The organism is Corynebacterium lubricantis DSM 45231 (genome assembly GCF_000379425.1).
Taxonomy (GTDB): domain Bacteria; phylum Actinomycetota; class Actinomycetes; order Mycobacteriales; family Mycobacteriaceae; genus Corynebacterium; species Corynebacterium lubricantis.
The window spans coordinates 265,777-281,027 of sequence record NZ_KB902181.1; the positions used below are offsets into that span (position 1 = coordinate 265,777).

11 protein-coding genes are annotated in these 15,251 nt (G+C 57.6%); 7 read left to right on the forward strand and 4 right to left on the reverse strand.

The annotated features are described in order from the left end of the window. Positions 1-9: 9 nt before the first annotated feature. A complete protein-coding gene (locus tag A37O_RS0101315) occupies positions 10-3,459 on the forward strand; it encodes a bifunctional proline dehydrogenase/L-glutamate gamma-semialdehyde dehydrogenase (protein WP_018295684.1) in 3,450 nt (1,149 codons plus the stop codon). On the opposite strand, the gene A37O_RS0101320 is transcribed toward A37O_RS0101315, so the two are convergent. After that, a complete protein-coding gene (locus tag A37O_RS0101320) occupies positions 3,456-3,896 on the reverse strand; it encodes an Lrp/AsnC family transcriptional regulator (RefSeq protein ID WP_018295685.1) in 441 nt (146 codons plus the stop codon). The genes A37O_RS0101315 and A37O_RS0101320 overlap by 4 nt on opposite strands. A 130-nt stretch (positions 3,897-4,026) precedes the next feature. On the opposite strand from A37O_RS0101320, the gene A37O_RS0101325 reads away from it, so the two are divergent. Further along, positions 4,027-5,262 carry an NAD(P)/FAD-dependent oxidoreductase gene (locus tag A37O_RS0101325; protein WP_018295686.1) on the forward strand — a complete coding sequence of 412 codons (1,236 nt, stop codon included), beginning with the start codon at positions 4,027-4,029 and terminating at the stop codon, positions 5,260-5,262. 150 nt (positions 5,263-5,412) lie between these two features. Next, complete coding sequence (locus A37O_RS0101330; RefSeq protein ID WP_018295687.1) at positions 5,413-6,369, forward strand: hydrogen peroxide-inducible genes activator; 957 nt, start codon at positions 5,413-5,415, stop codon at positions 6,367-6,369. A 9-nt stretch (positions 6,370-6,378) separates the two neighbouring features. Here A37O_RS0101330 and A37O_RS0101335 read toward each other — a convergent pair whose 3' ends face one another. Further along, a complete protein-coding gene (locus A37O_RS0101335) occupies positions 6,379-7,398 on the reverse strand; it encodes a hypothetical protein (protein WP_018295688.1) in 1,020 nt (339 codons plus the stop codon). A 99-nt stretch (positions 7,399-7,497) separates the two neighbouring features. On the opposite strand from A37O_RS0101335, the gene hrpA reads away from it, so the two are divergent. Continuing rightward, positions 7,498-11,388 (forward strand): ATP-dependent RNA helicase HrpA, encoded by a 3,891-nt coding sequence (gene hrpA, locus A37O_RS0101340; protein WP_018295689.1) that lies wholly within the window; start codon positions 7,498-7,500, stop codon positions 11,386-11,388. A gap of 14 nt (positions 11,389-11,402) precedes the next feature. Here the strand turns inward: hrpA and nrdR are convergent, their stop codons facing one another. Continuing rightward, positions 11,403-11,861, reverse strand: a complete 459-nt coding sequence (gene nrdR / locus A37O_RS0101345; protein ID WP_026196029.1) for a transcriptional regulator NrdR — start codon at positions 11,859-11,861, stop codon at positions 11,403-11,405. Positions 11,862-12,586: 725 nt separating this feature from the next. Between nrdR and lexA the strand changes: the two genes are divergently transcribed. The 3 genes from lexA (at position 12,587) to A37O_RS14360 (ending at position 15,002) form a co-directional block, all read left to right on the forward strand. Next, entirely contained in the window at positions 12,587-13,270 is a 684-nt protein-coding gene (gene lexA / locus A37O_RS0101350; RefSeq protein WP_018295691.1) for a transcriptional repressor LexA, read from the forward strand. Between the two features lie 174 nt (positions 13,271-13,444). After that, the gene (locus tag A37O_RS0101355; protein ID WP_018295692.1) at positions 13,445-14,224 is read left to right on the forward strand and encodes a DeoR/GlpR family DNA-binding transcription regulator; all 780 of its coding nucleotides are present in this window, start codon (positions 13,445-13,447) and stop codon (positions 14,222-14,224) included. Between the two features lie 181 nt (positions 14,225-14,405). Next, on the forward strand, positions 14,406-15,002 hold the full coding sequence (locus A37O_RS14360) for a PfkB family carbohydrate kinase (RefSeq protein WP_018295693.1): 597 nt from the start codon (positions 14,406-14,408) through the stop codon (positions 15,000-15,002). A gap of 37 nt (positions 15,003-15,039) precedes the next feature. On the opposite strand, the gene A37O_RS15970 is transcribed toward A37O_RS14360, so the two are convergent. Beyond that, positions 15,040-15,251: transposase (locus A37O_RS15970; RefSeq protein WP_018295694.1), on the reverse strand; the 212-nt coding region annotated here is incomplete at its 5' end.

A 15,251-nucleotide genomic window follows, 5' to 3' on the forward strand; every position in this document is an offset into this window, starting at 1 on the left:
ACCTTTCTGATGGCTCACTCCCCCGATCACGACGTCGAAGCCGTGGTCAACGCCGCCGTCGAGCGAGCGTATGGCTGGATCAACTCCACGTCCACAGCCGATCACAATGACGGTGCTACTCAACAATTGGCCGCGCTGTTGCGCGACCCAGCCGGTGTGAATTTCACCATGGATTTCGTCGACCGAGTCATGCGTCCGGAAGACGATAGGGTCGCAGCCCACGCGCTGCGCAAGACCGCTCGTGGCGTGGACGCTTCCTTCCTCGGAAGAATCAACGGGCTTCTTGTTGGGGCCGGTGCCTATTTCGGCCCAATTCTTCCCAAGATGGTCATGCCCCTGGCGCGCAAGCGGATGCGCCAGCTAGTCGGCCACTTGGTCCTCGATGCGGAATCTGAGGCGCTGAACACCGTCTTGGATAAAGCTGCGGCTTCGGGCGAACAGCTCAACCTCAATCTCTTGGGCGAGGCCGTCCTCGGTGAGAAGGAAGCCGCGGATCGGGCTGCGAGGACCCTCGCGTTGATTGAAAATCCCCGGGTCACCTATGTCTCGGTGAAGGCGTCGTCGATGGTGGCGCAACTTAATCCCTGGGATGTCGAAGGTTCTGTGGAGCGGTTGAAGGAACGCCTGCGCCCCTTGTATCGCGCGGCCGCGAGACGCACACCCCAGGTATTTATCAACCTGGATATGGAGGAGTATCACGATCTGCACCTGACCATCGAGCTGTTTACCCAATTGCTCAACGAGTCGGAGTTTCGCGATCTGGAGGCGGGCATCGTCTTGCAGGCGTACCTGCCAGATACCTTCGCTGCGCTGACTCGCCTGGCCGAATTTGCCAAGCAGAGAGAGGAAGCGGGAGGCGCGCGGATTAAGATCCGGCTGGTCAAGGGGGCGAATCTTTCGATGGAGCGGATGCAGGCCGAGATTCACGGCTGGGAGCTTGCGCCTTATCACTCGAAGGAGGACACCGACGCGAACTACTACCGCCTGCTTGATTTCGTGATCAACGAAGAATACGCGGATGCGCTGTCCATTGGCGTGGCCACCCACAATCTTTTTACCGCGGCGTTGGCCTATGAGTTAGCACAGCGGCGCCGGGTATCTCGCATGGTGGATTCGGAAATGCTGCAGGGAATGTCCCCCTCTCAGCAGGAGGCCGTGCGCGGAGTGTTCGGCAAGCAAATTCTTTATACCCCGGTGGTCCATCGCGATGATTTCGATGTCGCCGTGTCCTATCTCATCCGGCGCCTCGAGGAAAACGCGGCCCCAGAAAACTTCCTGCACGCGCTTTTCGCCCCGTCTCCAGCGACACCCCGTCCGGGCGGATCTGGCCCGATTGGGGACCAAGAACAGGCGTTTCGCAGGGCCGTTAACCGGCGCTGGGAGGTATTTGCTGGCGCTCACCGTGACCAGGACCGTGAGGCGAACCCAGAACGCGCAGCTCGAGCGCCCCAGCAGGACACGGGCATGTTTGTTAATGAGCCCGACACGGATCCTGCGCTCGGCCCCAACCGGGATTGGGCCAAGTCCCACCTCGCGAGCGCGCCTCACGCCGTGGAACATGAGGAAGTCCGGGAGGTGGCAATCGTCGATAAGCATGTTGCTCTAGCCAAGGAACAGGGTGCTGCTTGGGCGGCGACACCGGCCCACGTGCGTGCCGAGGTGCTGGAGTCCGTCGCGGATGAGCTCGCCGCCGCGCGGGGAAAGTTCGTCTCGGTCATGGCGCATGAGGCGAATAAGACGATTACGCAGTCGGATCCGGAAATCTCGGAAGCGATCGATTTCGCTTCCTACTATGCGCACAGCACTCGCCTGCTGGATGGGTATGACGCAGAGTTTGTGCCGCACCGAGTGGCCGTGGTGGCTCCTCCGTGGAACTTCCCCGTGGCCATTCCTACCGGTGGCATCCTTGCTGCTCTCGGTGCGGGATCGGCGGTCATCGTGAAACCTGCCCCACAGGTCGTGGCGTGTGCCGAGACAATCGTCGATGCTATTCACAAGGCGTTGGATGCGCATGGCCTGCCTCGAGAGTTGGTACAATTTCTCCCCACCGACGAAGCAGATGCCGGCAAGCGCCTGATCTCGCACGAGGACGTCGACGCTGTCATCCTCACCGGCGCCTCAGAGACTGGTGCGCTCTTTCGGTCCTGGAATCCCCGCATGCGCCTGATGGCGGAGACCTCGGGGAAGAACGCGCTCATCATCACGCCGTCAGCGGATCCTGACTTGGCGGTGGCGGATCTCTACCAGTCCGCGTTCGGGCATTCGGGACAAAAGTGCTCGGCGGCCTCCTTGGTGATCTTCGTCGGCTCTGCCGGAACCTCGCAGCGGATCCGCTCGCAGCTCGTCGACGCCGTTACCACCCTCATCCCCGGCGCGGGCTCCGATATCCGCACCACCATGAACGGTCTCATTGAAGCACCAGGTGACAAACTCCTGCGCGGGTTGACCCGCCTCTCGCCAGGCGAACGATGGTTGCTTGAGCCAAAAAAGCTTAACGACGAAGGAACACTCTGGTCCCCGGGCATCCGCGACGGAGTCAAGCCCGGAAGCTGGTTCCACCTCAATGAGTGCTTCGGTCCGGTGTTGGGCATCATGCATGCCTCCACGCTTGAAGAGGCTGTACAGTGGCAAAACTCCACCGGCTACGGGCTCACTGGAGGCATTCATTCGCTTGACGACGACGAGATCCGCTACTGGATTGACCATGTGGAAGTGGGCAACGCCTACGTCAATCGTGGGATCACCGGTGCGATTGTGCAGCGCCAGCCCTTCGGCGGCTGGAAGAAGTCGGTGCTCGGCCCCGGCGCAAAGGCAGGTGGCCCGAATTACGTGGCGCAAATGGGTCAGTGGCATGAACCTGCCGACTCGCATGTGGGAGGTGCCGGCGCGAGTATTGCGCCACGCGTCACCCAGCTGCTGCGAGAACTCACGACCAGCCTCGACCAGGAGTCAGTTGCCTGGTTGTGGCGCGCGGCGGCGCTGGATCAGGCGGCGTGGGACTCGGAATTTGGTCGCGAGCACGACCCCACAGGGTTACGCACGGAGGCGAATATTTTCCGCTACCGCCCAGTGCTCTCCCCGCTCAAAATTCACGTCGACGAACACTTTGCGCCCAAGGATGTGCTGCGCCAAGTCATCGCTGCGGAGGTAACCGGTGCCCCGGTGGAATTTAGTGCCGAACCCGAGTCCGTGGATGCAGTGCGCGACCTGCTTCACCCTGTGGGCATTAGGGTGCAAGACAGGTGCGCGGTGGGCGAATCGGACAGGATCCGGGCGATCGGCGAGATCTCCGCGGAGCTGTACCTCACAGCGGTGGAGGCGGGCGCCGTTGTCTTAGATCAGCCCGTTATTGCCGAGGGCCGCAGGGAGTTGCTGCCCTACCTCTTGGAGCAATCAGTCACGGTGAGCATGCATCGATTCGGCATTGAGCGCAATGTTGCGGGAATCAGGACCGCCTAGAGCCGCTCGAAGATCAGCGAGGTGTTGGTTGATGCCACCTCGGGGCGGGTACTGATGACATCGGAGACGAAATCGCGCAGTGCTGCGGAGTTGGCCACTGCCACATGCGCGACGAAGTCACTGCCCCCAGAGACGAAATACACCTGCTGAATTTCGGGCAGCGACTGCAAAAACGACGCGAACTCTCGCAGCGCGCTGCGGGCACCTTGGTGCAGGCGGATCTGCACCAAGGCCTCAGTGCTCAAACCGAGCGCGGTCGCATCGATCTCGGCGCTGAACTTGGTGATCACGCGATCGTCGATAAGCGAGCGAAGCCTGCGATGCGCTGTCGACTCGCTCACCTTGACCCGCGTGGCGATCTCGGCGATCGGCATCCGGGCATTGTCGCGCACTGCTTGGAGAATGCCACGGTCGACCTGATCCAATGGGCGATTCATGCACCCTCCCTGTCCCCTGTGGTGGATTATTGCAACTCATCTTATTACCTGGCTGATTCATCCAATCCTCTGGTCTATGTCTGAGGAAAGGTCCATAGTAAAGGGAACATACTTTTGTGAGGAGGAACACATGAAAAAGGCGATTGTGGTCGGTGCCGGCATGACGGGACTTGCTACGGCATGGCACCTGCAGGAATACGGCTATGAGGTCGAGGTCCTCGACCGTGTTGGTGTGGCAGGCGGTGCCTCCTGGGGTAATGCTGGCTGGCTCGCGCCGGGCAAGACCATCCCGCTGTCGAATGCGGGGCTGTGGGCATACGGTCCGACGGCACTGTTTGATCGGCATGCATCGCTGAGCGTTCCCGCGCGCATCGACCCGAAGCTGTGGGCCTTTGTGGCGCAGTTTATGGCACGCGCGAACTCCCGGTCGTGGAATAAGACGATGGCTGCGCTCACTCCCGCTGATAAGGCCTCACTTGCGGCATTCGACGAGCTCATCGATGGCGGTGTTGATGCCGTGACCCATGCTGGTCCGTTCATCGTGGGATTTGAGAAAGAGTCGGAAACGAAGGGCTTTCTCGATGAGGTCGCGGGCGCGCAGCGCCACGGCCAGGACATCCCCTTCGAAGAAATCAGCAGTGAACAGGCCCGCGAGTATGCGCCGATGCTCTCCGATCGGGTGCAGGCACTGTTCAAGATGGGTGGCCAGCGTTATATCGAGCCCATGGTGTTCTGCGAGGCGTTGGCAGAGTCGGTGCGCGAGCGTGGCGGTGTGATTACGAGCGGTGTCGAGGTGACAGACGTGCATTCCACACGCACCCCGGCAGTCAAGCTCGCCACCGGTGAATGGAAACAAGCCGACGCGGTGGTCCTGGCTACCGGCGCGTGGCTGCCTTCCCTGGCTCGTGAACTGGGAGTGCGCACGATGGTCCAAGCTGGTCGCGGATACTCGTTTACCGTGGCCACGCAGCAAGAGGCAAAGCACCCTGTGTACCTGCCGGCCTCTCGCGTCGCATGTACGCCGGCGCCTTCGCGAGGCCGCTTTCAAATCGCCGGCACCATGGAGTTCCGCGGGCCTGACGAAGCTTTCCAACCAGCGCGCATTGACTCGATTATTAAGGCAACGGAGCCGATGTTCCAGGGCATCGACTGGTCCGATACCGAAGATGAGTGGGTCGGGTCGCGTCCTGTGACCCCCGACGGATTGCCACTTGTTGGGCGTACCCAGGTCCCGAATGTGTATACCTGTGGCGGACATGGAATGTGGGGAATCATCCTGGGGCCGATCTCTGGCAAGCTTCTGGCGAAGCAGATTGCAACCGGCGAAACCGATCCAATTATCCAGCCGTTTGATCCGCTGCGCTAACTTCTCGAAAGCTGTGTGTCCCTCAGTGTCCCTCAGTGTCCCCCTGTGTCTACGTGCCGGTATTCACATTGATCGACTATTAGGTGAGAAGACAACAAATATGGGTCTGCCAATAGCACAACCTATGGGCCGTGCGATAAAGTCATAAGTATGAACAATAAAGAGTACCGGCCGACACTCGCACAGCTGCGCACTTTTGTCACCATTGCTGAGAACAAGCATTTTGGAACTGCAGCGAACAAGCTGTCCATTTCCCAGCCGTCTCTTTCGCAAGCTCTCGTCGCCTTGGAAACTGGACTGGATGTCCAGCTGATCGAACGGTCGACGCGCAAAGTGATTGTCACGCCTATCGGCGAGGAATTGCTTCCCTATGCGAAGGCCACCCTTGAGGCCGCTGACGCGTTTCTTGCGCGTTCTCGGGGTGCGCACGGTCTGCTCACCGGCCCGCTTACCATTGGAATTATCCCAACCTTAGCCCCATATATCCTGCCTCAGTTGCTGCAAAATCTGCAGGATGGCTACCCCGATTTGGAGCCGCGGATCGTCGAGGAGCAAACGCGGCACCTGCTCAATCAGCTCCGTGACGGCCAGATTGATGTGGCCGTTATGGCCCTGCCTTCCGATAGCGCCGGAATGATCGAGCAGCCACTATTTAATGAGCCGTTTACCATTGTCGTGCCCGAAGACCATCCGCAGGCAGGCGAGAACAATCTCAAGCTTGACGTGTTGGAGGACCTCGACCTTTTGCTTCTCGACGATGGCCACTGCCTACGCGATCAGGTCCTCGACTTGTGCCGCACCGCAAACATTAACCCCACCGAGGCAAGCGATTCAGTGACTCGAGCGTCTTCGCTGACCACGATCCTGCAGCTGGTCGTGGCAGGTCTTGGCAGCACACTCGTTCCCCAGTCTGCGCTGGCTACCGAATGCCGCCGGCCAGGCCTTGCACTGGCCCATTTCGATGAATCGGTTACCGCGCAGCGCACGATTGGTCTGGTGTACCGCTCGTCGTCGTCACGCGCCGAAGAGTACAAGGCCCTTGGTGAACTGATCACGCAGGCCTACGAAGAAGCAGTGGAAGCCAGCCAGGAACTGATCCTGGCGTAGGCCGTTTTCCTAAAGAAAACCGTTGTAATTCTGGTTTTGTGGGCCCTGGTTCTGATCAAAGTCGCGCGATTGATCATAAGGAACCGGGCCACCCGCGGCTTGGCGATACATATGCGCATCGATCAAGATAAGCGCAGGCAGAACGATCAAAGCGGCCAGTCCGAAGGTGACCACAATGATCATCATGGCAAGCACACCCGCCACGATGTTGTAGCCCAGCAGGCGAAGGTAGTTTCGCTTGCCTGCCTCATAGGACAGCACAAATGCCTGGCCGATGGACGTGGCACGACGTTCCACAATGAAGTGCACCGGAAACGCGAGCAGCGGACGCACCAGAACGGCGACAATGCTGGCTAGGAACACACCGAGGATGGCGCGCCCGCTGATATCGGCGGGATCCGTGATGGGTGTGCTGCTATAGCCCATCAGCGCCAGGGCTTGATCGCCACCGATGAGCAACGCCAGCCCACCAGAAACGACTAGCATCGCAAGCGACACGAGCAATGAGGTGGCGAAAGCCGGCCACATGTTGACCTCTGTAATCAGGTCCCGGTAGGTAATCTTGCGCTTGTCCACCTGCCAGATCGCGCCGCGGAGCAGGAACAACGACAAGAACACTCCCACTATCGCAGCCAGGGCATCCATGAAGAATGATGATTGGCCGCCACCACCCGCCGCCAGCGCCATACCCATTGGGACAGCCAGAATGAAGATGACCACGCCGGTTAACAGCGCCCCGAGAATCCACACCACAGCATTGGAAAACATTGTCGGGAAGGCCCAGGAGACGCTTCGGAACACATCAATTTTCCCGTTGGTATTCACCATCGGCTGCATGTGCTGGTTCCCCTGCCCGAACTGCGGGTCAGCGCTGCCATAGCCTCCGTAGCTGTAGTAGTCCGATTCCCCATAGCGCGCCCAGTGTCCCTGATCTTGCTGTGGATCTTGTTGTGGGTACTGCGGGTACTGATTCGACTCCGCGTCGTCGTCGGAGTTATACGGGTACCCGTTATTCGGCGGGTTAGACATAGTACTGGCCTTTCCAAGGGATCGTTGTCACGACCTTTAGTCTACGTGCCATGAGAACTACACCTAATGAGCCAGTGCGACTAGACTTCACAACCAGTCATGACTACTACTGCACCCACGCGCGAGGAACTTCAATCGCGCCTTAATACGCTATCGCTTGTCAACGAGCGCAGGTTCGCCCGCAGGCTCCGCAAAGCACGTGCGCCCGAAGCCTTAAGCGCGATCTCCCGCGATATGGATAAGGCCGCCGCATCTGTTGAAGCCATCGATGCTGCGGTTCCTCTCATCGAGTACCCTGAGCAACTCCCCGTCTCAGCGCGCCGCGATGACATCATGTCCGTTATCCGCGACAACCAGGTCGTCATCATTGCGGGGGAAACCGGCTCGGGTAAAACTACCCAGATCCCGAAGATGCTGCTTGATCTCGGGCGGGGTCGGCGCGGGTTGATTGGACACACGCAGCCTCGTCGATTAGCGGCGCGAACAGTGGCCGAACGAATCGCGGATGAACTCGGGCAAGAGATCGGCGACACCGTTGGATATGCCATCCGTTTCGACGATCGAGTCTCACCGACAACGGCCGTGAAGCTGATGACCGATGGTATTTTGCTCGCTGAAATGCAGCGCGACCGTTTCCTCAATGCCTACGACACGATCATTATCGACGAGGCCCACGAGCGCTCCCTCAACATCGACTTCCTCCTGGGGTATTTGAAGCAACTCCTGCCGAAGCGCCCCGATCTCAAGGTGATTATCACCTCAGCGACGATCGATCCGGAAAGCTTCGCGCAGCATTTTGCCGATGCTGCGGGCGACCCGGCGCCGATCATCGAGGTCTCGGGACGTACCTACCCGGTGGAAATCCGTTATCGTCCACTGGAGCAGCAGGTCGGCGACCGCGTCGTGGACATTGATATGCACGAGGGTCTGATTTCGGCCATCGAAGAGCTGATGAGCGAGGGCCCCGGCGATATCCTGTGCTTCTTCCCTGGCGAGCGGGATATCCGCGATGCGATGGAAGCCATCGAGGCAAAGCATTGGCGTGGTGTCGAGGTGACCCCACTCTTCGGTCGGCTTTCCAACCAAGAACAGCACCGCGTGTTTTCACCGCACTCGGGCCGCAGGATCGTGCTGTCGACGAATATCGCCGAAACGTCGCTGACCGTGCCTGGTATCCACTACGTCATTGATACCGGTACCGCGCGTATTTCGCGTTATTCCACGCGCACCAAGGTACAGCGCCTGCCCATTGAGGAAGTCTCGCAGGCATCCGCTAATCAGCGCTCGGGTCGCTGTGGTCGTGTCACCGACGGCATTGCGATTCGCCTGTATTCCGAGGAGGACTTTAATTCCCGGCCGGGCTTTACCGACCCGGAAATCCTGCGTACCAACCTTGCCAGCGTGATTTTGCAGATGATTTCTTTGCGCCTCGGCGCCATCGAAGACTTCCCCTTTATCCAACCACCGGAATCAAAGGCCATCCGCGATGGGTTGGTTTTGCTGGGCGAGCTCGGTGCCCTCGAAGAATCCGAGCAACCACAACTGACCGCAATCGGCCGTGATTTGGCGCGTATCCCGGTGGATCCGCGGATGGCACGCATGCTTGTCGAGGCCGAAAAACTCGGCGTGCTCGACGATGTCACCGTCATCGTGTCGTCGATGACCATCCAGGACGTGCGCGAGCGACCTTTGGAATACCAAGCCCAAGCCGATCAAGCGCACGCCCGGTTTAAGGACACGACCTCCGACTTCCTCTCGAGCTTGAAGCTATGGGATTACATCAACGAATCACGCGACGAGCTGACAGGTAACGCTTTCCGGAAGCGGATGAAGAAGGAATATCTGCATTACATGCGAATCCGCGAGTGGTATGACCTCGTGCGCCAGCTGCGCGACGTGGAGAAGCAACTTGGTTGGTCCCACGCAGAAAACGTGGTGAGCAAGCGCAACGACGATGCTATCCACCAATCGCTCCTTTCCGGGCTCCTGTCCAATATCGGAGCAAGGGATGGTAACTCTAAGGAATTCCATGGCGCCCGTGGCACGAAGTTCCTCATCTTCCCTGGCTCGGCGCTAGCGAAGAAGCCACCAGAGTTCATTATGGCCGGCGAACTCGTGGAAACCTCGCGGCTTTGGGCTCGCGACGTGGCCAAGATTCAACCTGCCTGGGTGGAAAAGCTCGCGGCCGGATTGTTGAAGCACTCCTACTCGGAGCCATTGTGGTCGCGGAAGCGCTCGGCCGCGATGGTGCATCAAAAATCCATGCTTTATGGCGTCACCATCGTCGCCGATCGTCTTGTGCCCTATCACCGTGTGGACAAGGCAGCTGCGCGGGAAATGTTCATCCGCCATGCTCTCATCGCAGGCGAATGGGATACTCACCATAAGTTCCTCAGCCATAACCAGGAGCTGCTTAGCGAGGCAGCCGCCGTCGAAGACAAGGTCCGACGTCGCGGTCTCGTCGTCGACGAGGAAACTCTCTTCGATTTTTACGATGCTAAGCTCCCCGAGTCTGCTACCACCGGGCGATACTTCGACTCATGGTGGAAGAAGAAGCGTCACGAGGATCCTTCCTACCTCGATTTCGATCCCACGGCACTTATCGACGATTCGCACAGCACTGATGCCGCGACGGACTTTCCCGATACGTGGCGTCAGGGCTCGGTGACGTATGACTTGAGGTATAAATTCGAGCCGGGAGACCCCTTCGATGGTGTCACGGCGCTTGTTCCCATCCCTTTGTTGGAAAATGTCGATGAAGAAGCGTTCCAGTGGCTCGTCCCAGGTTTACGATTCGAACTGGTCACCGAACTCATTCGTACTTTGCCCAAGGCGCTGCGGAAAACTGTCGTTCCCGCACCAGATTTCGCAGAGCGGGCAACCCCCAAGTTGATTCCCTTTGAGGGAAGCATCACTGATCAACTGGCGGAGGTCTTGCGCTCGCTGGGCGGTTCGGGGATCAATGGCTCGGATTTCCGAGTCGATGCTCTGCCACCACATCTTAAAATCACGTACGCGGCCATTGATCGCCGCGGCACAATCGTCGACCACGACAAGGACCTTTTCGATTTAAAGCAGCGTCGCTCTGTTCAAATCAAGTCCTCGATGTCCAAGGCGAGCCGGAAATCCGAAACCAAAGCAGTCAAAGAGTGGACTCCTGAAACACTCGGCACCGTCCCCTCTACTGTTTCAACATCGGTCGATGGCAACCAGGTCGAAGCATACCCAGCACTGGAGGCAACCCCTGACGGCGTGAAAATTACAGTCCACCCCACGAAGGCTGCCGCTGACGCATCGATGATTACCGCAACATTGACGCTCTTGTTGCGCAATATTCAGGTACAAACTGCGCCGATGACTAAAGGCCTTCCATTAAGGCAAAAAGTCGCCGTAGATAATTATCCTCACGGTCGCGCCGAAGGATTGGTGGAGGACGCGCGCGTAGCTTCGATCCGCGATCTCATGTTTGAGCACGGTGGTCCTGTTCGTTCGCCTGAGGAATTCGATGCTTTGTGGCTTAAGGTCAAGCCTGAAGTGGCTGGCCGGGTGCGTCGCGCCATTGTAAGCATTGCACCTGGATTAGTGGAATATGCACAGGTGGCAGATGAACTGGCTAAGTGGGACGGACCTGCCATCGATGATATGCGTGAGCAGCTGGGGTTCTTTTTGCCGAAACATGCCATCACCGTTCATGGCATGCAACACCTCCAGCATTTGCCACGCTATTTGGCTGCAATGAAGATTCGCCTCGACGAAATGACACTTGATCCGGACAAAGATGCGGACCGCCAGGAGGTAGTGACACAGACGAAGAACTACCTGCAGGCAAAGTTGAGGCGTCTTCCCTCTGGGCGCGAAAAGTCGCGCGACGTGAAAGAAATTTTGTGGCAGATCGAGGAGCTGCGCGTCAGCCTCTTTGCGCAAAGACTAGGTACACCGAAGCCAGTCTCCGAACGCCGTATTCAAAAGATGGTGGACAAACTCCAATAAAAACTGGAGCACGCTTAGTCTAAGTCGCGGTCTCGGCGTCGCATGAGACGGATTTCTGATTCAAAGTCATCGGCGCTTTCGAAAGACTTATAGACAGAGGCGAAGCGCAGATAGGCGACTTCGTCGAGCGCGCGAAGTGGTTCGAGGATGGCAAGGCCAATTTGGTTCGCATCAATCTGTGAACTGCCTTGGCTACGTACTTTCTCTTCCACCTCCTGTGCGAGGCGTTTGAGCGAATCATCGGACACGTCACGTCCTTGGCATGCACGGCGCACGCCAGTAATGAGTTTGTCGCGGTCGAATGGTTCGGATAGACCATTGCGTTTCACCACGGTGAGAACCGCTTTTTCCACGGTAGTGAACCTACCGTGGCAGGATGCGCACTCCCGACGCCGGCGAATCGAGGTTCCGGAATCAATGATGCGGGAATCAATCACGCGGGAGGAGTCATTGTGGCAAAAGGGGCAATGCACGAAGGAAGCCATCCAGTTCTATCAGCGAGCGAAACTTGCAAGACAAGATGGTATTCTACCTGCCAGCCGACTCTGCCCCAAGGGCGAGTTAATTACCGAGTTGTCGGGGCGATTTCTGCTACGTAGTCCACGGGTGCGGACGGCTGCGGGTGCTCAGGTTCGAACGCTCCGCTTACAGCCGCACCAAAGATTATGCTCATTCCCATCATCGCACCGGCGACCAGAGTGCTCAACCGCTCGCGTCGACTTTCGATTCGGCGAAGTCTTGCTGAAGGTGCCTTTAACGAAGGTTGATATTCCCGCCCAGGCGTTCGAGGCGAAGATGGAAGAGTTCGAACAATAGAAGAATTCCGATAGGTTTCATTGAGCTCTCCGGGAGCCCCGAGATCCCAGATGGAAGCAGATGGAACTACCTGAGCGTAGACTTTGTTTACCGAATTACGTGTTGTTACCTTGCTATTTAGAACGGTCATCGTTTCTCCTCGATTGATTTAACTTGATAATAAACACCAGGATCGACGCTTTCGAACAAAGATCTCGCTCGCCTGTTCGATAGTTCGTATGTTCGATTTATATCACGCTCAGAAAGTTTTGTCCACGCTTCGAACAAATATGTCGAACAAACTTGCAGTTTCGTGATAGACATAGAGGGAGGAAACAATAATTTGAGGATTCGAGACGAGTTTCTCCGCAGACGCGGACAGCTCTAGTTACTAGGAGTAGACATGCCCGCAAAAAAGAACGAGGACAAGAAGCCGAACCAAGCCACCCTTTCGGCCCGACAAAAGCGCATTCTTGAAGTTATTCAGGATGCCGTAGTGCTTCGCGGTTACGCCCCAAGCATTCGTGAGATCGGCGACGCTGCGGGCCTGCAGTCCACGTCTTCCGTGGCGTATCAGCTCAAGGAATTGGAGAAGAAAGGGTTCTTAAGGCGAGACCCCAATAAGCCACGCGCAGTGGACTTACGTCACCTTCCTTCAGCTCCGCTCAAGAAGCGAGAGAAGCCAGCACAGGAAGCTCCACCAGAATCCGTACAGACGAACTTCATTCCGGTTGTAGGCCAGATCGCGGCTGGCAATCCCATTCTTGCCGAGCAGCATGTCGAAGAGTATTACCCAATGCCCGCTGACGTCGTCGGTGACGGCGAGCTGTACATGCTGCAAGTTGTTGGGGAATCCATGCGGGATGCAGGAATTTTGGACGGAGATTGGGTCGTTGTCCGCGCACAGCCAGTCGCAGAAGAGGGTGAGTTTGTTGCCGCGCTGCTCGACGGTGAAGCCACGGTTAAGGAGTTCCATAAGGATTCCACTGGTGTGTGGCTCCTTCCCCACAACTCTGCTTTTGCTCCCATCCGTGGCGATGAGGCCGAGATCATGGGCAAAGTCGTGTCAGTGATGCGGAGCCTCTAACCCACTCGCACCCCTCCTTCTCGAGCCCTTTTCCTCACCAGACTTTCTGTCCCTGGTGAGGAATTTTCTCTTTTCACACCCTACCGGGGGGATACGGAAGGATTCCCACGCATTCGGAAATAGAACTTTGAAACAATGGAGGTTCAACGGTTCCCTAGATTGAGAAGGCCAACTATGTATGCAGAGGAACGTCGTCGCCAAATTGCTTCGTTGACCGCCGTCGAAGGCCGTGTCAATGTCACCGAGCTCGCCCAGAAGTTTGATGTGACTGCGGAAACCATTCGTCGAGATCTAGCGGTGCTCGACAGGGAGGGAGTCGTGCACCGCGTCCACGGCGGTGCTGTGGCTAGTCAATCGTTTCTCACCACCGAGTTCCCACTGGATACGAGATTTAGAACCTCCCCTACGGCCAAATCCGCCATCGCCCGCGCAGCCCTCGACCAGCTTCCCGCGCCAGGCGGCTCCATCTTCCTGGATGCGGGAACCACGATTAATGGGCTTGCCGATCTACTCGCAGACAACCCACAATCACATGAGTGGTCTATTGTCACCAACTCACTGCCCATCGCTCTAGAACTCTCGGGAGCAGGATTAGATAACGTCCAACTCTTAGGCGGGACCGTCCGAGCTATTACCCAAGCAGTCGTCGGCGACACTGCCTTGCGCAGTCTGGCACTGATGAGGGCTGACGTTGCATTCATTGGCACCAACGCACTGACCATTGATCATGGCTTATCTACAGCGGATGCCCAGGAGGCAGCGGTGAAATCATCGATGGTGACGAACGCTCGAAAAGTCGTGGTGCTGTGCGACTCTACAAAACTAGGAAACGATTATCTAGTGAGCTTCGCGTCCCTGGATCAAATTGACGTTGTCATCACCGATTCCGAGGCACCTGAGACATTCTCCTCCGAGCTCCGCGAACGCGGAATCGAAGTAATTCTCGCATCCTAATCGCAGGTCGCACGCAGGTTTCCTCTGACGCCCTGGCGATAAGCGGAGGAAAATTGTCACATTTTCAAAAAGTTCTTGGAAATTCGGACACAATCGGGCATACTTAGGTTGTCCCGCATTATGGCCCGTGCCACTAAATTCCCGAAAGTCTACGGATATCACTCCACAAAAGAGGTGCACCGTGATCCTTACCTTTACTCCGAACCCCAGCAACGATGCCACCCTTGGCCTCTCCGAACCCCTCACGCGAGGCGCCGTCCTTCGACCGACAAACGTGCAGCGTAACGCGGGTGGCAAGGGGGTTAATGTCGCTCACGCACTCTTTTTGTCGGAAGTGGATTCTCTCGCGTTATTTCCAGCCGCAAAGAATGACCCGTTCATCGCGTTAACAACGACGATCGGCATGAAATTCGAGGCAATTCCCATAGAGGGAAATGTCCGAACAAACACTGCGATCACGGAACCGGACGGAACCACAACAAAGCTCAACGAACCCGGGGCCCAGCTTTCTCCAGAGAATGTGCGTGAGATTGAGCGTCGACTCGGAGAGTTAGCCCAGCAGTCCGACATCGTTGTCCTCGCAGGATCACTGCCACCAGGGGCACCACGTGATTGGTACGCCACTCTGGTCCAGCTGATTCACAAGAATTCACCTGGCACCCTCATCGCGGTAGACACGTCCGATAAACCCCTCGAAGAACTTGGACGCAGATTTCCCGAATCTGCTCCGACGATTATTGGTCAAGTCCTTTTGAGTGGTGTATCCGCCAGCGGTTGACTCAGCGATGAACTGACCGCTGACGGAACAGGATTCCTTACGCCACCAGAGCCTCCTGACCGTCACCGACAACGACGCCGACGCCGTCAGCTGCCCGGGCCTTCGCCAGCATCTCCGCCGTCGAGGACAGCATCGCCAGAGGCATGTACCGACGCTGCTGCATCCAGTCCTCATGCTGCTCAGCCAGCACTGCCCCGACCAACCGGACCACCGAATCACGGTCAGGGAAGATCCCCACGACATTGGTCC